The 21,086-nt window shown below is 44.2% G+C and carries 20 protein-coding genes; 11 read left to right on the top strand and 9 right to left on the bottom strand.

Translation table 11 applies throughout. The features are described 5' to 3' along the window. Positions 1–182: 182 nt before the first annotated feature. Positions 183–1,046: an META domain-containing protein gene (locus tag MASE_RS13385; RefSeq protein ID WP_014950280.1), complete on the bottom strand. Its 864-nt coding sequence runs from the start codon at positions 1,044–1,046 to the stop codon at positions 183–185. Between the two features lie 187 nt (positions 1,047–1,233). On the opposite strand from MASE_RS13385, the gene MASE_RS13380 reads away from it, so the two are divergent. Further along, entirely contained in the window at positions 1,234–1,749 is a 516-nt protein-coding gene (locus tag MASE_RS13380; RefSeq protein WP_014950279.1) for an Mpo1 family 2-hydroxy fatty acid dioxygenase, read from the top strand. Positions 1,750–1,807: 58 nt separating this feature from the next. Here the strand turns inward: MASE_RS13380 and MASE_RS13375 are convergent, their stop codons facing one another. The 3 genes from MASE_RS13375 to MASE_RS20275 all read right to left on the bottom strand — a co-directional run bounded on the left by MASE_RS13375 (position 1,808) and on the right by MASE_RS20275 (position 2,979). Continuing rightward, positions 1,808–2,464, bottom strand: a complete 657-nt coding sequence (locus tag MASE_RS13375; protein WP_014950278.1) for a crotonase/enoyl-CoA hydratase family protein — start codon at positions 2,462–2,464, stop codon at positions 1,808–1,810. 106 nt (positions 2,465–2,570) lie between these two features. Beyond that, on the bottom strand, positions 2,571–2,777 hold the full coding sequence (locus MASE_RS13370; protein ID WP_014950277.1) for a hypothetical protein: 207 nt from the start codon (positions 2,775–2,777) through the stop codon (positions 2,571–2,573). Position 2,778: 1 nt separating this feature from the next. Further along, positions 2,779–2,979, bottom strand: a complete 201-nt coding sequence (locus MASE_RS20275; protein WP_232362763.1) for a hypothetical protein — start codon at positions 2,977–2,979, stop codon at positions 2,779–2,781. 363 nt (positions 2,980–3,342) lie between these two features. On the opposite strand from MASE_RS20275, the gene MASE_RS13360 reads away from it, so the two are divergent. From MASE_RS13360 to MASE_RS13325, 8 genes are all read left to right on the top strand, one after another. After that, positions 3,343–5,376, top strand: a complete 2,034-nt coding sequence (locus tag MASE_RS13360) for an aminotransferase class I/II-fold pyridoxal phosphate-dependent enzyme (RefSeq protein ID WP_014950275.1) — start codon at positions 3,343–3,345, stop codon at positions 5,374–5,376. Positions 5,377–5,520: 144 nt separating this feature from the next. Beyond that, positions 5,521–5,802 carry a hypothetical protein gene (locus MASE_RS13355; RefSeq protein ID WP_014950274.1) on the top strand — a complete coding sequence of 94 codons (282 nt, stop codon included), beginning with the start codon at positions 5,521–5,523 and terminating at the stop codon, positions 5,800–5,802. A gap of 4 nt (positions 5,803–5,806) precedes the next feature. Beyond that, the gene (locus MASE_RS13350; RefSeq protein WP_014950273.1) at positions 5,807–6,112 is read left to right on the top strand and encodes a hypothetical protein; all 306 of its coding nucleotides are present in this window, start codon (positions 5,807–5,809) and stop codon (positions 6,110–6,112) included. A 176-nt stretch (positions 6,113–6,288) separates the two neighbouring features. Next, positions 6,289–7,071: a TrmH family RNA methyltransferase gene (locus MASE_RS13345; protein WP_014950272.1), complete on the top strand. Its 783-nt coding sequence runs from the start codon at positions 6,289–6,291 to the stop codon at positions 7,069–7,071. 38 nt (positions 7,072–7,109) lie between these two features. Next, the gene (gene ylqF, locus MASE_RS13340; RefSeq protein ID WP_014950271.1) at positions 7,110–8,114 is read left to right on the top strand and encodes a ribosome biogenesis GTPase YlqF; all 1,005 of its coding nucleotides are present in this window, start codon (positions 7,110–7,112) and stop codon (positions 8,112–8,114) included. A gap of 94 nt (positions 8,115–8,208) precedes the next feature. Continuing rightward, on the top strand, positions 8,209–10,272 hold the full coding sequence (locus MASE_RS13335; protein WP_014950270.1) for a glycoside hydrolase family 97 protein: 2,064 nt from the start codon (positions 8,209–8,211) through the stop codon (positions 10,270–10,272). Between the two features lie 13 nt (positions 10,273–10,285). Beyond that, complete coding sequence (locus MASE_RS13330) at positions 10,286–10,798, top strand: WbuC family cupin fold metalloprotein (protein WP_014950269.1); 513 nt, start codon at positions 10,286–10,288, stop codon at positions 10,796–10,798. 366 nt (positions 10,799–11,164) lie between these two features. Then, the gene (locus MASE_RS13325) at positions 11,165–11,386 is read left to right on the top strand and encodes a helix-turn-helix domain-containing protein (protein WP_014950268.1); all 222 of its coding nucleotides are present in this window, start codon (positions 11,165–11,167) and stop codon (positions 11,384–11,386) included. A 218-nt stretch (positions 11,387–11,604) separates the two neighbouring features. Here the strand turns inward: MASE_RS13325 and MASE_RS13320 are convergent, their stop codons facing one another. Both MASE_RS13320 and MASE_RS13315 read right to left on the bottom strand, forming a co-directional pair. Then, positions 11,605–11,988 (bottom strand): hypothetical protein, encoded by a 384-nt coding sequence (locus MASE_RS13320; protein WP_014950267.1) that lies wholly within the window; start codon positions 11,986–11,988, stop codon positions 11,605–11,607. Positions 11,989–12,131: 143 nt separating this feature from the next. Further along, a complete protein-coding gene (locus MASE_RS13315; RefSeq protein ID WP_014950266.1) occupies positions 12,132–13,415 on the bottom strand; it encodes a pectin acetylesterase-family hydrolase in 1,284 nt (427 codons plus the stop codon). 328 nt (positions 13,416–13,743) lie between these two features. Between MASE_RS13315 and upp the strand changes: the two genes are divergently transcribed. Next, complete coding sequence (gene upp / locus MASE_RS13310; protein WP_014950265.1) at positions 13,744–14,373, top strand: uracil phosphoribosyltransferase; 630 nt, start codon at positions 13,744–13,746, stop codon at positions 14,371–14,373. Between the two features lie 185 nt (positions 14,374–14,558). Further along, positions 14,559–15,584, top strand: a complete 1,026-nt coding sequence (locus tag MASE_RS13305; RefSeq protein WP_014950264.1) for a LacI family DNA-binding transcriptional regulator — start codon at positions 14,559–14,561, stop codon at positions 15,582–15,584. Positions 15,585–15,599: 15 nt separating this feature from the next. Here the strand turns inward: MASE_RS13305 and MASE_RS13300 are convergent, their stop codons facing one another. The 3 genes from MASE_RS13300 to MASE_RS13290 form a co-directional block, all read right to left on the bottom strand. Beyond that, positions 15,600–17,102, bottom strand: coding sequence for a tryptophan halogenase family protein (locus MASE_RS13300; protein ID WP_014950263.1), 1,503 nt, complete (start codon positions 17,100–17,102; stop codon positions 15,600–15,602). 150 nt (positions 17,103–17,252) lie between these two features. Further along, positions 17,253–20,156 (bottom strand): TonB-dependent receptor, encoded by a 2,904-nt coding sequence (locus MASE_RS13295; RefSeq protein WP_014950262.1) that lies wholly within the window; start codon positions 20,154–20,156, stop codon positions 17,253–17,255. Positions 20,157–20,507: 351 nt separating this feature from the next. Further along, a complete protein-coding gene (locus MASE_RS13290; protein WP_014950261.1) occupies positions 20,508–21,086 on the bottom strand; it encodes a thymidine kinase in 579 nt (192 codons plus the stop codon).

Here is a 21,086-nt window from a genome sequence, read left to right as displayed (position 1 = left end):
TAACTGAAACTAATTGAGTTGGAGGTAAGGGTTAACCTTGCGGGGCTAAAAGCAATTGCTCTTCGCAATTTGATACTGTTGAAAAGAGAAGTTAAAAGGGCAGCTTAGGCCCTTTCATCATGTGAGGTAAATATTAAGGTAGAGACTAAGCCTAAAACAGACAAGTAAGCGTCGATTTCGCTTTAGGTGCTTAAACTACAATGGTAATAACCTGAGTTGATCGATAGGGTAGCAACATCACCTTTATTCCAAAACACTACGTTCTTGTTGTTGGTGTATTTTGCCCCCGATGCTGAACGTGATAACTGCACAATGTGATGGGTGTTGTTTAATGATAAAGCCAATGTGTCAGGCCCCAGCGTATTTACACGTAAAGTAGCGAGATTGGCATTAGGCGTTTCACATTTGTACGTTTTGGTCGACTCTTGTTCATTTGAGCCAACTACATCTTGTTTTTGCGATGACGCCAGGTCAGACAATTTCGTATCTACATTACTTTTTGTCGCACTTGCCGATTTGTTTGTCGTCGATTGAGAAATCTGTGCAGCAATCGCTCTAATCGTTTCATTATCACTACTGTCGTAAAGCACCAACCAAGTATTTTCCACTATCGAATAACTTGCCGATGCGGCCAACATTTCGATGAAGCGTTGCTCTTGTTTCATCAGTGCAGGCGCACATGCCTTTTTAGTGAGAATGAGCTTATCAGTGGAAAAGGATTCAGCTGAGCTTTTATTACTAAATACCGTATCGGCTTCATCAACATCTAGCGCTCCGGTAAACTGATTACAACCTGTACTGCCGCTTACTCTGCTAGTGTCTCCGTTTGAATTTACGTTAAGCGTAACATGGCTGAAATCGATAATTCCTGCTCGGTCTATACTTTCAACCTGCCAATGACTGTCTGCTAACGTAAGTGGTTTGCCTTCGGTACGCTTTTCACTACCTTCACTTTCATTTGAATAGAGAGAGGAGACCGAGCTGCACGCTGTTAAAGAAAGAAGCGCAGAACCTGTCAAAGCCCAAAGGTACTTCCTGTAAGTCATGAAAACTCCAATTGTTTTTAATCAATTTCACTATGATTCGCGATAGCCAACTAAGTTCATCTTTAATCGTTGAGCTCAAATAGCACGAAGAGTACCACTATACCTCCACTTTGTCGTCAAAACGACAGTTTGTAAGCGAAAGAAGGGAGTAAACTAACACCTTGATATAACTTATGGGTGACGCAGTATGAAAAATTTAGAACAGCACTTGAGTGAGTACGCCAAGTACCACAGAGATCAAAGAAACATATACACCCATTATGTCGGTATTCCGCTAATTGTTTTCTCGGTTTTCTGTCTACTAAGTAAGCCTGCGTTTCTAGTTAGCGCGCCAATTTTTGGGGAAATGATCATAAGCCCAGCGCTCTTTGTTTGGGCAATTGGTAATGCGTTCTACATTAAGTTAGATATAAAACTTGGCATAGTGATGACGCTTATCACGGGGGCTATGGTCTATTTCGCTCAACCCATCGCACAGAATGAAGTGGGAACATGGCTTGCTATCTCACTTGGCATTTTTATTGGTGGTTGGGTGCTTCAGTTTATTGGTCATCACTATGAAGGTAAAAAGCCTGCGTTTGTCGACGACATAATGGGGCTGGCAATAGGACCACTATTTGTGCTTGCAGAATTAAGCTTTGAGCTAGGCCTTAGAAGCGCACTTAAAGAAGAGATAGAGCGCCGTTCTGGCCCTGTAAAGTAATCACTTCTAAACAACGCGTTGAAGTAACAAGTCTCAACGCGTTATTACAAACTAGGGCCTAGGCTTGCATCTTGGCTATTGTCTCTTTACGCAACTGAATTTTAGACTCAGCAAAAGACTGTCTAGGCAACATCTTCAACTTTTCTGCATAACCCATGGCTGTCGCTAATACCTGCTCTTGAGGTACTGCAGCATCTAAAAAGCCCGCTTTTACCGCTTCACTGCCTTGATAAATACGTGAGAAAAGTAAAGCTTCAGTTTGAGACGTATTTGCTAATCTAGCTTTGGCTAGTTCCATACCGAAAGGCGGCAGTACCATACCAATGGCGGTTTCATTAAGACCATACTTAGTATCTGCGTCTTTACCAATGCGTAGGTCAGCAGCCATAAGCATAATTGCGCCCATTGCAATGCTGTGACCTTCTGCAGCAACGACTACAGGTAGTGGGAAGCTATAAAGACGTACGATTAACTCAGCGCCTTTTGACACCAACTCGTGTTGTTTTGCTTTGTCGTCGGCTTTCATTACCGATAAATCAAACCCGCCGCAAAACTTGCCTTCACCACCGTGTAATACAACCGCTTTTGCGTTTTGCTCTGCTTCATCTAAGGCATCGTTAAACTGCTGAATAAGCTCAAACCCAACGGCGTTAACTTTTCCGTCGTCAAAGGTGATTACAGCAATATCGTTATTAATAGCTAAATTAAACGCCATGGTATGTCCTGTCACTTTCTTAGTAGGAATTAATTTACGTTACGCTCTGTTAAGCGCAACTTTCTAGCAGTGATTGTAGGTAATTGATTTTTTTTATGATAGTGCTTTAGGCTTCATCTTCGGGATATGTGCTATGAATATCGGTGATAATTCGCGGAAGTTCTGCAATAAGCTTCTTTTTATATCGGCGTTGTCTGCGACGCGCTTTCGCGTTATTAGCCCGCCATTGCGCACGTTTGTCTTTCACAATTCGCTCTAGGTCTTGGCCAACCTCTATTAAAATTGCGTCGTTAATGGATGTTCGTTTTGTCATACTAAAACTCCAGCTTTAGCTGCTTATTGCGCCATTGTTTTGAGCGTTGGTTGAGTACGTGAAGCGAAACATTCTCAGTGGCTATCTGTCTGGCAAGGTTTAATGCTGCGCTGGCTTGCTCGTCGGTCAGGTTGTTATAGGCCGGCGAGGGAATGACCTCATACCACGCACAGCCGACAATATTGTCTAAAATCACCCGCATAAAGCAGTGGTCATGATGTATTGGCCAGGCGTTTTTCTTTGCAGATGCAATAGAAGGGAGCACATTTTTCGCGTAGTGTAGAAATTCTCGTAGGTTCTTCGTGTGCTCCGTTGATTTTGAGAGATAAGCGTGTGGGAATTGGTTCTGAAGGGAAGGTGTGTGCATGCGTGATTTAGCCCTCGTCCAATTCGTTTACGCACTTTTATTACGACATAGCAAGAGTTTACACGACACCAGTGAAATTCAGAGTTACACTATTTTTAGTTTTACTGTTTTCGTTTATAGATTCTTAGTTTATTGATTCTTAGTTTTGTGAGTTTTAGCCTAGCGCTAAATGCTCATTATTAATTACATGGTTGGTTAATGCGCCCTCATTTAAAAATTCTTGTTATAGAAGATGCTGTTGATTTATTGGAACAAATCACTTCGAGTATAGGCAACACCGTCACTTACTTTGACCGAAGTGACGTTGAAATAAGCCTGCTTGAAGCGAACTCTGTTGCAAAGGCACTACAATTTGTTCGTGAAGACGGTGACATTCAAGCTGTGGTATTTAGCTGGGATGTGGTGGCGAAGGTTAAAGAGCTGACAGACGTTGTGCCATTAAATGGCGTACTTAATGAAAATACGAGCCCCGCAGCCGAAAGCGTTAGTTCACAAAACGCGAACGAGAAAACTACAAGCGAAAAGTCGTCTGCACGCAACGCTGTTATTGATAATAACGCCAGAGTTATCGACGCCATTAAACGCATTCGCCCTGAACTCCCCGTGTATGTCTTAGGCGATGCAGTAAAAGGGTTGGATATTGTAAACCAAGCCAATGGCATTGAATCGTTCTTCTATCGTAACGACATTATTTCAGACCCAGAGTCTATTTTGGGTTATATCATCAATGACTTTGATGATAGAAACGAAACGCCGTTTTGGACTGAATATAAAGACTATGTGGTAGAGTCTAATGACTCGTGGCATACGCCAGGTCACAGCGGTGGCGCAAGCTTTAGAAATTCACCCTATATCAGTGATTTTTATCGTTTCTTTGGGCGTAACGTGTTTGTTAGTGACTTATCGGTAAGCGTAGACTCGCTGGGCTCACTATCAGATGGCACTCACGCTATTGGTAAAGCGCAAGCCGCTGTTGCGAATACATTTGAAGTTCGTCATTCCTATTTCGTCACGAACGGCTCTTCGACATCAAACAAAATCATTTTGCAGACGCTGTTGCGCGAAGGCGACAAAGTAATTGCCGACAGAAACTGCCACAAGTCAGTGCACTACGGCATTATTCAGGCGCGAGCCATGCCGGTGTATTTAGACAGTGTATTTAACCCTGAATACGGTATTTTCTCACCGCCTAGAATGGCGCAAATTAAGCAGCTTATTGAAGAAAATACTGACGCTAAACTTATCGTACTGACGGGCTGTACCTACGACGGGTTATTGACTGACCTTAAGCAAGTCGTAAATTTAGCCCACGAGCATGGCATTAAAGTGTTCATTGACGAAGCATGGTTTGCGTATTCCTTGTTCCATCCTGCATTGCGTGATTACTCGGCTATCGCCGCTGGGGCAGACTATATTACTCACTCTGCGCACAAAGTGGTGTCGGCGTTCTCGCAAGCATCCTTTATTCATGTAAACGATCCAGATTTCGATAAAGACTTTTTTAAAGAAGTGTTTGCAATTCACACCAGTACCTCGCCCAAGTATCAACTCATTGCTTCGCTTGATGTATGTCGTCAGCAGCTGGAAATGGAAGGCTACAAAATCCTTAATGAGCTATTGAGCAATGTTGCCGAACTCAAATCGCAAATGGCCAAGTTTAAGCGACTTAAAATACTTTCGCCTAGTGACTTTGCGAATATGTTTTCTCACTTTGAAAGTGACAACATTGGGCATGATCCGCTTAAAATCTTAATTGACGTATCGGCGCTTGATTATTCAAACCAAGAAATACATCGTTTCTTAATGGACGAAGTTGGTTTAGAAATCGAGAAGTTTACTCATAGCACTATTCTAGTACTGCTTACGCTAGGTGGAATGCGCTCTAAAATTGTAAGGCTATACAACGCGTTAAAACGTCTTGATGATGGCGCCGTTAACCTAAGCAAGCGCAAGAGCAAGAGTCCGTTACCGGCAGACATTCCGCCAATTCATTTAGACGACCTTCCGTCAAAAGCGTTTTTCAGCCCTAGGGAAGCCATTCCATGGCAAAACAGCGTTGGACGCACTGCAGCAGGTTTAATTACACCGTATCCGCCTGGTATTCCGCTTATTGTTCCTGGACAGAAAGTGGAACAAGCGCATATTGATTACCTTCAGGCACTGGCAAGCCAGAAGCTTACCGTCCAAGGTATTTACGACGGTGAAATTTATGTTGTAGCTGACCAACAGTAGGAAAAAAAGCGAACCAAACCAGTTTGGACGGTGCTTTAGCTCTTAAGTGTTAAAACCCGTCCATCGAACAGTTTCTATTTGTTATTCCATTTTTTACCCTGTTTTTGGCTTCGAATGGAAGCCTAATAAAACAAGGAAATGTAAATGAAAGAGTTAAATACAAGTGAAATTGAAATGGTGTCCGGCGGCTTTGATGGTTGGGAGCAGCTAGGCGTTGGCATTGCTATGATTGGTTTGGGTATTGCCATTGTTGGCACAGCAGGGTTAGCAACTGTGCCCATTGCTCTTGCGGGCGCTGCAACGCTTGGTGAAATCGGAGTTGGTGTCGTTGGTATTGGTTTAGCAGGCGCAGGTGGATTTGCCGCTGGCACGTCATTAGCGTCAACGAGTGATGATACTCAAGAAGCAACAACATTAGACGAGTAATTCAATGTTTAAAGTACAAATTCTTGGTGGCGATATCACCTCAGTTGCATCGTTAAGAGTATTGCGTACTTTATGGCCGCTTTCACTAAAAGCGGTAGAAGAGTTGGCTACAGCGTTGAAAAAGCAAAACGAGTTTGTGCTGGTGGAAGGTGTGACGGAAATATTTGCAACAGAACTTGCTCACGAGTTTAAAAGTGCAAATGTTGTATGTCAGATTTTACCAAGTGAAAAAGAAGAGGCCTGCTTATGTATTCCAATTGGTGAGCCACGCAAACGTTGGAACGCTTTAGGTGTCTTGGTATCTCGGTAATTAAAAAGGCGTTTACAAGTATATTTGAAACGCCTTTTTGATACTCTCCTTTATCCTGTATTTCTCCACTACAATCTTTTTCTCTCATTATTTGTTTCGCTATTAAGCGTTGCCGCTTTGCGTTTTGGGTTTCATACCTTACACTTGCGCCGAAAGTTATAAAAAGGGCAGTGCAAATGAAACTAAGTGACGTGAAAAAGCTTCATCAAAAGAAATTTAGAACGCAGTTCGGATTCTATTTGGTGGAAGGAGAGCACTTAGTTTTAGAGTTAATTAATGTTGCTCAGCATGACAGCAGTACATTAGGTGATATAACCCTTTATGTGACAGCTGATTATGAGGCGTGGCTGAAAGAAAAACTTGATTCTTCAGTCTCTAATATGAAGGTAGAAACGGTATCGTCTCAACAAATGCAGCAACTCAGCGATACTAAGTCACCTCAAGGTATTATTGCTCGCGTTCCACTTCCTAACTCCGCGTTATATTCAGAGCGGTCACAAACCAGCATTTCAGCAAACAAATCCAGTGCCGAAAAGTACATTTATTTGTATGAAGTTCAAGACCCCGGCAACTTAGGCACCATACTAAGAACGCTAGCGTGGCTTGGTGATTTTACGCTATTACTAAGCCCGAACAGTGTGGACCCTTATAACTCGAAAGCTGTACGCTCAAGTATGGGGGCTATTTTCCATGTGAACATGGAATTAAACGTAGCGCTTGAAAGCCTAGGCGAGCGGTTCGAACGTTTCGCTTTCTTGGATATGAATGGTAGTAATATCACCTCTAACACCTTTGGTGATTATCAGTGTTATCTGTTTGGTAACGAAGCCCGTGGCGTGCCTGTTGACGCACTATCAAAGCTAAACGCAACGGCGTATACCATTGCGGGAAGCGGTAAGATTGACTCGTTAAACTTAGCCAGCGCTGTGAATATCTGCGCTTATGAATTAACCCGTTAAGCACACTCCCCTCAACTCGATTACGATAGGAAACAACCATGGCATTACAATGGTTCCCAGGGCATATGCACAAGGCCCTGAAAGAAATTAAAGAGTCGCTTAATCAAGTAGACATTCTTATTGAGGTGCTTGACGCACGTATTCCATATTCCAGTGAAAATCCAGAGATAGCAAAAATACGCGGCGACAAGCCCTGTATTAAAATTCTTAATAAGTACGATCTGGCAGACCCAGAAATTACCGCGCGCTGGCAGGAAAGCTTAGAGAAAGAGCGCGGCGTGAAGACGATTACGACTTCTAGCGATAACCCGGGAAATAGCAAGCAAATTATGCAGCTGGTTAAAAGCATTTGTTCGTATAAAGAAGGTCAGCCCAAAGCAATTAAAGCTATGATCACGGGTATTCCTAACGTGGGTAAATCGACGCTAATAAATATTTTGGCCGAGCGAATCATTGCGAAAACTGGCAACGAGCCAGCTGTAACGAAAAGCCAGCAGCGCATTAATTTGGGCAGCGGTATTATCTTGTTTGATACACCGGGAGTACTGTGGCCTAAGCTTGAAAACCCACATTCAATTTATCGGTTAGCTTCATCGGGTGCTGTTAAAAACACCGCGATGGAATACGACGATGTCGGTTTTTTTGCAGCCGATTATCTAATCAAAGCGTATCCAGAGGTAATGAAAGAGCGCTATAAGCTGGACGAGCTGCCCGACACTGAAATTGAATTTTTAGAAGCCGCCGCTAAAACGCGCGGAGCAATTCAAGCGGGGGGCCGCGTTAATCTTCATAAAATATGTGAGATCCTGCTTAAAGAACTGCAGTCGGGCAAGTTGGGGCGAATAACCCTAGAGACTCCGGAAATGCTGGAAGTTGAAAAAGAAGAAATGGCACTCGAAGCGGCGAAGAAAGCTGAAGCGAAAGCCAAGCGTAAAGCAAAATTCAAAACAGGTTCGTTGACGCCAGATAAGAAAGATCGGAAAGAAAAACGAGAAGAGAAACGTCAAGAACAAAGCCGTAGAATGAAGAAAAACAAGCGCTAACCCAAGAATAGACTTAATCGATTAAGAAAAAGGTTGCAAAAATTCGGCATTACTTGATACTAACATTAGGTTAACAACTTTTGTTGGATGTTTTATGCGCGTATTTTTGCTCCTTCTATTGGCCGTCTCCTTGCCTTCAATTGCTAATGAGTTATCGGTTCTCTCCCCAGATAAAAAAGTAAAGTTATCGTTTACAGATGATGGCGAACTCGCGCAATATCGTGTGTCATTTAACGGGGAACCCGTTTTAGGGCTCGGTAAGCTTGGTTTCACTTTTGCAAAAGCTCCTCCTTTATACCGCGACTTCGAGGTAGAAGAGGTGAGCAGGCACTCTGTAGATCAAACATGGCAGCAGCCGTGGGGAGAGCAGCGAGATATTCGCGACAATCACAATGAGCTTTTGGTCAAGTTCTATAACCCAAGTGACAAAGACCGCACTTTTCTTGTAAGGGCAAGAGTTTTTAACGATGGCATCGGCTTTCGCTATGAGTTGCCAACAAGCGGTAATCGAATAATTACTAGAGAGCTAACTGAATTCAACTTGGTAAACTCTCATCAAGCCAAAGCGTTTTGGATCCCCGCCCATGGTCGAGATAGATATGAGTATGTGTATCAAGCCACGAACCTGCAAGACGTTCACACCGCTCACACGCCATTCACAGTGAAATATGAAAATGGCACTCATGTCGCTATCCATGAAGCTGCCCTTGTTGATTACGCGGGTATGAGCCTTAAAAGGCAAGAGTTAGGGCGTTTTACAGCGTCGCTGGCACCTCGTCACGACGGGAGTTTGGTGCATAAAACTGGTAGTTTTGTTACCCCATGGCGCACTATTACGTTAGGAAATGACGCAACGGATTTGATTAATTCGTACCTTGTTTTGAATCTTAATGAGCCAAATAAGCTCGGTGACGTGAGCTGGGTTGAGCCAGGCAAATACATAGGTATTTGGTGGGGAATGCACATTGATGAGTATACGTGGGGCTCTGGAGATAAGCATGGTGCTACTACTCAGCGCACAAAGCAATACATGGACTTCGCCGCTAAACACGGTTTTGATGGTGTATTGGTTGAAGGTTGGAATAAAGGTTGGGATGGTGATTGGATAGCGAATTCAGAGCTATTTTCTTTCACAGAAAGCTATCCAGACTTTGATATTGAAGCGGTGACCAGCTACGGCGATAAAGTTGGCGTGAAGTTAATAGGACACCATGAAACATCAGGAGGAATAACCAACTACGAAGCGCAGATGGAAGACGGTTTTGCCCTGTACAACAAGCTGGGGGTTTCTCAAATTAAAACGGGCTATGTTGCCCATGGCCAAAATCTCAAAGTGCGCGACGACAACAACGTACTGCGCTATGAATATACCGACAGCCAGGACGTGGTAAACCATTTTATTAAAAACGTCACAACCGCTGCGAAATATCAGTTGTCTATCAACACTCATGAGTCGGTAAAAGATACTGGCCTTCGCCGTACTTATCCGAACTGGATATCGCGAGAAAGCGCTCGAGGTCAGGAATACAACTCAGGGTGGGCGGCACCTAATCCACCCAACCATATTCCTATGTTGGCGTTTACTCGCATGCTCGCTGGTCCTATGGATTTCACACCTGGCATTTTCAACTTTGACTATGTTCGGAAAAATGACGGCGGAATAGAGTGGGGCAAAGGAGAGGTTATGCGCCCTCAAACAACACTTGCCAAGCAACTGGCCCAATATGTAGTGCTGTACAGCCCTATCCAAATGGCTGCAGACTTGCCTCGTAATTATGAGAATAATTTACCGGCGTTTCAGTTTATCAAAGACGTCCCTACAGACTGGTCTCATAGTAAAGCGCTTCAAGGGGAAGTGGGCGAATATATTGTAATGGCGCGTAAAGCGAGCAAGCACAAATCCTACTCTGGAAACGATTGGTATGTTGGTGCAATTACGAATGAAGAAGCCAGAGAGTTATCACTACCGCTAACCTTTCTAGAGGAAGGTCAGCAGTATGAAGCGCAGCTCTATCTAGATGGAGAGAAAGCGCATTGGAAATCAAACCCCTACGCAATGAACATTGAGAAAAAGGTAGTCACATCTGCCGATGTCTTGTCATTAAAGCTTGCGCCATCGGGGGGAGGAGCGATACGCTTTAAATTACTAGCGCAATAATAGACAGGGTGTGATGTTGGATAAGATTCAGTATTTTGATAAAGCGTTGTTTGAAACGCTTAAACAGTCGGCTGAGGAAAGTCCTCGCCGACGGGCTAATTTGAACGTACATAAATCTTATACCGACATGGTACAGCGTTTGTTTATTGCAATGATGCCTGACTCCTACGTGCGGCCTCATCGACATGTACAGTCTCATAAGTGGGAGTTCTTCATGGTGGTAGAGGGCGAATTAGACATTCTATTCTTCAGCGACGATGGCGAAGTCGAAAACAGAGTAACGCTAACCGCTCGTGGAGAGACCTGCGGAATTGAGATTCCACCTAATACCTGGCACGCAACGGTGTGTCATAGCCCAGTAGTTTTCATGGAAGTTAAACAAGGGCCTTACGAAGTCACCGATGATAAAGGTTTTGCAAGCTGGTCTCCTGAAGAAGGAAGCGATCAGGTCCCCAATTTTCTAGCATCACTTAAGCAAGCGGCGGTGGGTGATAACGTACGTTTTTTAAAGCCTCTACTTGCCTAATAAAGCGCTTATAGCCGGCTTTCGGCACTTTCCTTTTTGGAAAGTCATTGCTATTGCTTATCTACATGGTATGGTTAAGGATAAGTGACAGAAGGCCGCTGCTATATATTTAAAAAGCACCGAGGCCAATACATTTAGCTTAGTCGCGGCAAAGGGCCGATTGTACAAGCACATTGTGAAAAGAGAATTATCATGCAAAACGTTTCAACTGGTTATTTTTATAATTTTAATTACTGATTGCACCTGACCGTCGGTGTTCAGGGGCAAGTATTGGCTTCTGGGCACTGCAGGTAGAACGTTTTGCAAAAGCCCAGAAGGTATCACCATCTGGGCTTTTTTAATGCCCGTAATTCTCGGTAAAAGACAATGAAAGAAATCACACTAGGTGACATCAGAAAGCAGCACAGAGTTAAACAGGAAGTAGTAGCAATGGCGTTATCGGTCACAGCTTCTGGTGTAAGTAAGTTGGAATCAAAACGTATTCAGGACGTTTCACTTCAACGTGCGGCTGCATATTTAGCTGCGGTTGGCGGGAACATGAAAATTGAAGTAACTATGCCTGATGGCGCTACTTTACAAGTAGGGTAGTAGGGCGTGTTAATTTGTTGCTGCATAAATGCACAGCAAGGAACGACAAATCCTAGTTGTAATACCAGTCCTCATAGATAATTACCCACTCAGCGAGACTTAAAATGTTCGTAATCGCTGCGTGTTACCGCAGGTATAAATATGGCTAATCCAACCACTGCTGGGTTGGACTTGCCATGTTATTGATTACTTTTTAATACAAGTTCGCACTACGTATCCTAGTGATAGTATGCCGCGCTATTTTCTCTAAAGCGGCGTGACGTAGCAAACGTGTGTAGCCATTCGTTAAAGGAAATACCCCGCGCACTCTGCTCATTATAAAATGGGCTAGGTGAGGATACTGGGAAGGCATTATCTTCACAAAAATCGTTTAGCACCATGTGGCAGGTGCCTTCACCAAGGTAAAATTGATAATTCCATGTGAAAGCTGACAGCGCATGAAGTGACGCATTAGCCTGAAGCTGCCAGCCAAGTATGTAGCCTAAATCAGATTCTGTTACACCCCATGTCGTTGGGTCTAAATTACCTCTAGAGACCTGATCAGAGATTTTAGAAAACTGAATTTGAACAATGTCGGTTCCTGTTGAATATTGCGCCCGCATAGATAATTACCCACTCAGCGAGACTTAAAATGTTCGTAATCGCTGCGTGTTACCGCAGGTATAAATATGGCTAATCCAACCACTGCTGGGTTGGACTTGCCATGTTATTGATTACTTTTTAATACAAGTTCGCACTACGTATCCTAGTGATAGTATGCCGCGCTATTTTCTCTAAAGCGGCGTGACGTAGCAAACGTGTGTAGCCATTCGTTAAAGGAAATACCCCGCGCACTCTGCTCATTATAAAATGGGCTAGGTGAGGATACTGGGAAGGCATTATCTTCACAAAAATCGTTTAGCACCATGTGGCAGGTGCCTTCACCAAGGTAAAATTGATAATTCCATGTGAAAGCTGACAGCGCATGAAGTGACGCATTAGCCTGAAGCTGCCAGCCAAGTATGTAGCCTAAATCAGATTCTGTTACACCCCATGTCGTTGGGTCTAAATTACCTCTAGAGACCTGATCAGAGATTTTAGAAAACTGAATTTGAACAATGTCGGTTCCTGTTGAATATTGCGCAAAACGGTTCCAAGGGTACTGATAAGCTAATCGCAGCATCACCTGCTTATTGAGCATTAGATGGTTAAAATTGCCAATCAGTGATTGGAAATTACGTGGTAGTGTATCTTCTATCCCCCATGGCCCTTGATAGTTTAGTACTGTTTGCGTAAAGCCTCGGGATATAACACCAAGCGACGCATCAGCGAAGAGGGCAACCTTTGTGCGACCAAACAGCGATTGAAAGTAGGGGAAGTTGAACGTTGCACCATAACCGCCCGCACTGCTTCCACTGAGTAGCACTTTGTTGGGTGATAAATCATCGTTGTTCAGTTTTTCTTTAATCCACTGCATAACAACTAGCGCGTTGTCGTGACCACGGTGCTTTAAAGTAACTTCGGCACCAGGTAGACCTGTAACGATACCAAGCTCGTCAACGTACTGCGTGTCTTTTGAGCCTAAGTGTAGGTCGCCAGTACAGTAGGGAATGAAAACTTTTGACCAAGTTTGAAAAGGGTTCTCTTGTGTATCTTCAAATATTCCGCCTGAAATAAATGGCGTATTTTCGATTACGGCTGATGGGTTATAAGCGGCTCGCGACATCGGGTTGTCGTCAAACTCAAGCTGCATTGACGCTAAGCAAGTGGCACTGTCCCAGCAGGCGCCACCACCATTAAAATAGATAAGTAGGTTATCACTTTCTCCTTTTTCGAAATAAAACGAGAATGGGTTGGGTGCTAACCCCTCTGGTCCCGGTAAAGCAGGAAGAGAACATGATGGGTAAACGGTTTTTTCACCGCCGCCAGGTACTGATACCACCACCTCATTTTCAGGAGTGATTTGCTCCCATTGTGCAAAGGCATTATGGGCACAGAAACTCAGTGCCATTACAGCAAAATAGCGAAAACGTTTAGCGTAAGAATGCATAAACAATTCCTTTTGACATAGATAAACATGGTTTGAATAGTAAGTTTGATTCGGCTGTTATGAGAAAATTGAACTTCCTGAAACTTTCTCAATCGATCTCATTAGCGCGTAACTACGACAATTCATAGCGAGCGCTATACATTCATGATCGTGAATTGCGCCACGAACTGTGGCTATAGCCTACGCACTAGGTTATAGCATTTATCCACTCTGTCTAGCGTTGATGTGGAGTTTTAAAGCATTGAATAAACATATTTTTACGACTAATCGCTTTAACTAAAATACTTCTGGGTTAAAATATAGCTAAATCGATTACAAGGAGTCTTACATGGCCGTTCACGAAATTACCCACCCGCTTATTGCGCACAAACTAGGGCTTATGCGATACGCTAAAATTAGCAGCAAAGATTTTCGCGAGCTTGCCTCTGAAGTAGGGAACCTTCTGACTTATGAAGCAACGCGAACACTGCCTACTGAAAGAGCGACGATTAAAAGCTGGTCGGGGGATGAGGTAGAAGTAAGACAAATTAAAGGTAAGAAAATTACTGTTGTCCCTATTCTTCGTGCTGGCTTAGGTATGCTTGAAGGCGTACTGGAACTTATTCCAAATGCGAAGATTAGTGTAGTCGGTCTGTACCGTGATGAAGATACACTGCAGCCAGTTGCCTATTTTGACAAGGTAGTAAAAAACATTGATGAACGTACCGCACTGATTGTTGACCCCATGCTGGCAACAGGCGGTACGTTGATTGCAACAATCGACCTTCTGAAAAAGAAAGGGTGTCGAAGAATAATGGGACTATTCCTTGTTGCTGCGCCTGAAGGCATTAAAGCCGTTGTTGAAGCACACCCTGATGTTGATATCTTTACCGCCGCAATCGATGATAGATTGAATGAGAAAGGCTATATCCTACCGGGATTAGGAGATGCTGGAGACAAAATCTTTGGCACGCGCTAAGAGCGAAAATCTCTAAAAATTAAGCCATTGAGCAATTTGTTACACAACTCATCGAATTAGCGCTAAATTTCACGCGTTAAACGTTTAAGTTAATGATATAGTCAGAGGGTAGTCAGAGCGCACGCTTGCTACCCTTTTTTGTTTTTAAATCTGGGTAGTTAGTTTCGTGAAAAGAGCTAAAAATAATGAATAAAACAAAACTTACCCTAAAAGATGTTGCTGAACAGTTGGGCGTTTCAACGGCAACCATTTCAAATGCATTTAACCGCCCGGACCAATTATCAAAAGCGAAGCGCGAAGAGATTTTAGCGCAGTGCAAAAAGATTGGTTACAGCGGCCCCAATAAAGCAGCACAGATCCTCAGAAAGGGCACATCAAATATTGTGGCTTTAGTATTAGCCGACAGCATTTCATATATGGTGAGTGACCCCGTCGCGAGTACTTTTATTAAAGGTGTTTCTTCTGCGCTTCAAGAAAATGGCAAGCATTTGTTACTGTACGCGGGCGACTCTGACAGCATTCTTGATGTTGTAGATTTTGTTGATGGTTTTATCTGTTACGGACAACCGCGCAACAGCAACTTGGTAGCGGAGTTGGCAGTGTCGCCAAAACCTGTGGTCACCGTTGACTTTGATATCGAAGACAAGCCATCTATTAATATTGATAACGAAGAGGCGGCCTATCGCGTTGCGTCTCATGCGTTAAATGAAGGTGACAATGTGGCAATCTTTGGGCTTCGCCTGATTGACTCGCCTTCTACATGTCGTATTTACGATAGTCCGTTGATTGACGTAGACAGCTCAATTGCTCACCGTCGACTTGATGGTTATTTAAGGGCCGCTGAAGAAAAGAACATCACGGTAAGCAATGAGCGTATTTGGCACCTTCCAGAAAGTGACAGACACTTTGCAAGACAGGCAGCCAAAGAAGTACTGACCAGCTCTCCAAGACCTAATGTGGTTTTGTGTATGAGTGACATTATAGCACTTGAGCTACTTCACTTAGCCTTGGATATGAATATTAAGGTACCGGAAGAGCTGAAAATTACAGGGTTTGATGGTATTGGGGAAGCCGAGCGTGCGCGCCCGCGTCTTACTACAGTTTGCCAATCCAGCAGTGGCAAAGGCGTAGAAGCAACAAAAGCATTGCTTAATCAAGTAACAGCAAAGAGTACGCTGCCTTTTGAATTGCAAGTCGGCGAGACGGTATAGGCTGAGCCAAGAGGTTCAGCCCGCGTTAAATAAGGCAGATTGCTTATCAAAGTTTAACGAGCAGCGATTAAAAAATGCGGCAAGTTTCTTTTCTTCAAAAAGATCGCCGCTTTCCTTCAAAGAAGCGGGCTGATTGAGTGCCGGTGGCGGGTATACACCATAGCCAGACAACAAACAGTGCCATGACGTAGTGCTGAAATGTCGACCAATACCTTGCCGCTTTATTTCCTCAACAATATCCCCTTTTCTGTACCACACATCAAGTAAACTAAGCAGTGATTCGGACAGCTTCATGTTAGCTCTGTTGTCTCTCCAATAGTCACTGTCGTTGCGCCCGTTTAGCTTGTAATGACACACGATATAATCTCGGACGCGTTCAAAGCGCTCTGAAACTTCCCGATTAAACGCCTGTCTCTGTTGAGCACTTGTTTCGTTGAAAGAATAGTTGTCCGCGAAAAGCTCGATGCTCGTTTGAACTAGGTGTAGTGCCGTTGCTTCTAAAGGCTCAATAAACCCTTGCGATAAGCCTAGTGCAAGACAATTCTTCTCCCAGTGTCTTTCACATTGACCTACACGCATAGATAAATGCTTTGCTTCAACGTCGGTATTTTCCATCCCCAATGCGCGTCGCAATTCACATTCTGCAGCGTCTTTCTCTTGGTACTGCTGACTATACACATATCCGTTTCCCGTGCGGTTGCGAAGCGGTATCTGCCAACGCCAACCGTTCGACATGGCAACCGACTCGGTTTCAACCGGTAAATTAGCGCATGCTGGTGTAGGCAACACAACGGCCGAGTCATTGAATAGGTTGTCACTAAAGTCCCTAAACGGTACGCCTAGCGTCTTTTGTAAAAGGAGTCCTGAAAAACCCGTGCAATCTATGAACAGATCTCCATCAAGTTTTTGTCCGTCTTGACAAACGAGATGTGAAATGTCGCCAGATGGTGAGGTATGCACCGATTCAATATTACCAACAACGTGATATACGCCTTTTGATTTAGCGAGCTCGCGTAAGAATCGTCCAAGTTTTAGAGAGTCAAAGTGGTAGCCGTATTCTATATCGAATGGAAAATTATGTGAGGGAAGAGGGGCAAGGTTTTTCTTTGCCAAATACCCCGCCATAAGAAACTTATCAGGTCGAGTTTCAACATCGAGACCCAGCCTTCTGGTTAAGGCATTAACGTGAAATGCCCGTTCACTAAAAACATCTAGCTGGCTAATAAAGGGATGAGAGTAGCTGTGTGAATTATTGCCATTCCAGCCCGTGAACTTGATATTAACTTTATACGTTGCTTGGCACTCTTCCATCCAATCATACTCGGGAATATCAAGAGTTTGGAAGAAACGCTTGAGAGTAGGTGTCGAGCCTTCGCCTACGCCTATTGTGCCAATGTCTTCTGATTCTATGAGTGTGATGGTCACAGCTTGATTAGCCCAGCGGTGAGCTAAAAGGTTGGCAGCCATCCAACCTGCTGTGCCGCCTCCAGCAATAACAATTCGGTGTGGTGTTGTCATTAAAGGCTCTGCAATAAAAGAAGGGTGAAATTAAACAGTATCAGAGTTGCGCATTACTGCCACACTTTACATGGCAGTAATGCAAGGCACGTATCCACTATCTAAAGATGCGTGCCATTATTTTCGTACGTTCAAAAGGGATAGTCCCTTTTAATAGAACGAATAGTTGAGGTTTAGCATATAAGAAGGACCAAACTCGCGGCGGAGCGTAACAATGCCCGCATCATCAATGGTTTCTTCTTTCTCATCAGTCAGGTTGACGCCTTGTAACGATACTCTTAGCCCTTCCAAGTACTCAATTCCGCTATCTGCAAAATCGTAGCTAATTTGAGCATCGACTTGGGTAACGGCGTTACGAGTTGCTGGCTCAATTTTGTTTGAACCTCCACGCTGATATGTGAGGAACTCAGAACGATCGGTTGCCGCAACCCTAATCTCAAAGCCGTTCATCTCATAGTACGCTGTAATGCTGTACGTATTGTCTGATTGGCCTGGAATGGCTGTTCCATCTTCAAGCTCCGCATCTAGGATTGTTGCAGAAGCGGCAATACCAAATCCATCCAGAGAGTCAGTGAGCATTCTCAAAGGAACATTGGCCGTTAGCTCAACCCCTTTCATTTCACCTTTTAGGCCATCTTCGAAGAATGAATAGAAGCCTTGGTCTGGCGGAGTTACTAAATCGCCCACTTCGTAAGGCGTGTCTTGCGGGCCGTAGTTACCAGCAACATCCACGATCCTGTCATGGAATCCAGGGATGAAGTAGTTAGCACCGTCATTGGTCACGTCATTCGTGAAATCAATAAGCTGGTTACCGTCGCGGGTCCAATTGACCAAATCTTTATAGAAAAGCGCAATCGAGACATAACCTTCTTCCTCGAAGTAGTTTTCAAATGAAATGTCAAAGTTGTTGGCTTCTAACGGACGAAGGGTTGGGTTACCTGTAAATTTAGACCAAGGTGACCCGAACTCTCTCACCGCCGCCTCAGAATTCTCTGTGGCAATCAGCTCAATATTTTGATCAAACTTAACAAAGCCCGATGCTTTCATTTGGTCGATACGCGCTCGACTAATGGTTTTCGATGCCGCCAAGCGCAGGTAGCGATTCTCATTAAGTTCGACACTTACGTTCAGGCTAGGCAGGAAGTGAGAGTAATCGTCGCCATCGGTAATAATACAGTCCGCATCGACCACTTGGTTGCCATCGTCGTCACACACGGCAAAGTTCGGGCCTACAATACCAATGAAACCCGTTGAGCTTTGGTCCGTTTGTACATATTGTGCACCCACGTTACCTTTTACATTGAAACCTTGAACTTCAGTCTCAAAGTCTAGCTGGGCGTACAATGTAGTTACTTCTTCATCAATGGTGTAGGTATCACCTAAACGATCAGGCTCTAGAAGCCCTGCATCATTAAGCGTATATTCACCATCGTTGTAAGGGGCAAAGCCGTCGTAGGCTACAACGTAACCCATGCCAGCCCAGGTTAAGTCAGCTAAGCCGTTGTACAGATACTGCTCAGGGATCGCTTCAGAAAATGGATAAGATGATGCGGTTGCGAAGAAACCTTTGTTATCTTTTGCTTTGTATCGGTCGCTATAGTTTACGCCGGCCGTAAAAGTGTTGAAGATTCCCCAATCTACATAACCAACTGCCTCAAAACGTATTGTGGTCAGCTCTTCTTCAAAATCAGCAAAGTTCAGGAAGCCATCTTGGGCGTTGAAATAGCTGTAAGGTTGACCATTTGCCTGTAGAACATCGGTGGTAAACTGATCGGCAATGTTAGCCATACCGCCCCCCCAAACTTGAGGACCCGCAAGCTGTAACATGGTGGGATCAGAGAATGCATCAAGGCCGCTACTGCCGGTAAAGTAAATACCATCAGTGCTCATTTCGAATTGACGTGAACCTAATTGCCCTTCGCCGAGCGCACCAGAACGCGCTAAACCAGCGTATGATTCACCACGCAAGTCACGTTTGTTCGACTCACTGTCCGCCACGTCTAAAGTAAGAGACCACTCATCGGTTATGTCGTATTTGATATTTAAACCGAAGGTTTGAAGCTCGCCATCTTTTTGCGCGGGATCTGTACGCAGTACTGGATTCGCGTTAACTTGCGTGCCCGAGTTGTTAATGCCTGTACCACTTACATTTGCCGCAGCGAAGGGTTCGATGAAACCGCGAATAACACCTGAGTCGGAATAATCAATATCTAGCGCATCAAAAACAATGTCTAGTCTATCGGTGGGACGCCATTGAAGAATGGCTGAAATCGTGTCGCGTTCTAGCACGCGGCTAATAGCCTGAGTGTCTAAACCAAACGGAAGCACTTGGCCATCGTCATTCTCACCATAACCCCAAACACCGTATTTTCTCTCGTTTCTGGGGGACTCCGTTGATGCAATGGCAAGTGCGAGACCTACCGTGTCATCGGCAAACTTTTCTACAAAGGAAAGGGCAAAACGGTTGCCGCTATTGTCGAATTCTGGATTATCTGAATCGTTGCCACCAAGTTCGTAGACCCCAGTGACGGTAAGGGTTTCCTGGGCTGCTAGAGGGCGTACTGTTTGCAAGTCTACTGTACCGCCAATACCTTGGACAATAAGCGACGCGTCAGAGGTTTTGTAAATAGTGGCGCCTGTCATGATTTCAGCAGGGTATAAGTCGTACTCTACGCCACGGTTGTCGCCAATACCAATAAGTTCTCGTCCGTTCAGTGAGGTGCCGGTAAAGTCTTCTTTGAAGCCACGTACCGAAATACCCGACGTTCGTCCGCCTACGCGCTCACCTGATAGGCCTGGCAAGCGGGCAAGTGATTCTGCGATTGAAGAGTCTGGAAGCTTACCGATGTCTTCTGCGGAAATGGCCTCAACAATGGAATCGTTGTCCATTTTCACCGCTTGGGCGCGCATCAAAGAGCCTCGAATACCCGAAACTTGAATAATTTCTACTTGTTCGTCGTCTGGTGTGTCTTGTGCTACTACTGAACCGCTGTTAAGGGCGGCGGTAATTGAAATAGCGATTAACGCAGGTTTAAACGTACTGGTGTGCTTCATGAGTCATACCTTGCTGAGTGTGTTAAACAAAGGTTTTATTATTTACAACGTTTTAACAATAGTAGTTGTTTTACTCATACGCAAGTGTTTTCTTAATTGTTTAAGAAAAGTGTTTTTAAATACAGGTCATAAACGGTTATTCTTGGCTAGCAAGAATGCTTAATGCTTTTTCTTACTACCTCTAGATAGTACCGAGAAAGTTTGGATAACGCCGATTGAAATCTGGCAAAGAGCAGAAGGGGGAGTGGCAAATTTTTTAGAGAATGAGAAGCGGACAATAAATGCTATAGCCCGCAACAGATATGAGGTTCAGTGACCGCTTATTTTAGTTAGGTTACTCGACGTTTGGATTTAGTCCCAAACGAGTTCTTTAAAGTGCTTGCGACACATTGATTCATAGGTGTCGTTGCCGCCAATTTGTACTTGATCACCATTTTTTACTGCATTGCCATTTTCGTCTAAACGCACCACGAAACTTGCTTTTTTGCCGCAATGGCAAACGGTTTTTAGTTCAGATAGTTTATCTGCCCAAGCCAACAAATAGTGACTGCCTTCAAAGGTTTCACCTAAAAAGTCGGTACGCAGGCCGTAGGCTAGTACCGGCACATCAAGTTCATCAACTACGTCCACTAGCTGCTTTACTTGTGCCTTTGTTAAGAACTGTGCTTCGTCAATAAAAATGCAGTCGGGCTTTAACGCTTCGCAGTCTTTGCTTATTGAGGCAAACAAATCATCGCCTTTTGCGTATAGCTTGGCATCTGCTTGTAAGCCGATACGAGAAGTGACTTTCCCAACGCCGTACCGATCATCTAGCGCTGCGGTATAAATCACGGAATGCATACCGCGTTCACGGTAGTTATAAGCTGATTGGAGGAGTGATGTAGACTTCCCTGCGTTCATTGCAGAGTAATAAAAATAAAGTTGAGCCAT

It is taken from the genome of Alteromonas macleodii ATCC 27126 (genome assembly GCF_000172635.2).
Classification (GTDB): Bacteria; Pseudomonadota; Gammaproteobacteria; order Enterobacterales; family Alteromonadaceae; genus Alteromonas; species Alteromonas macleodii.
This window is presented reverse-complemented; position numbering and strand designations above follow the sequence as displayed.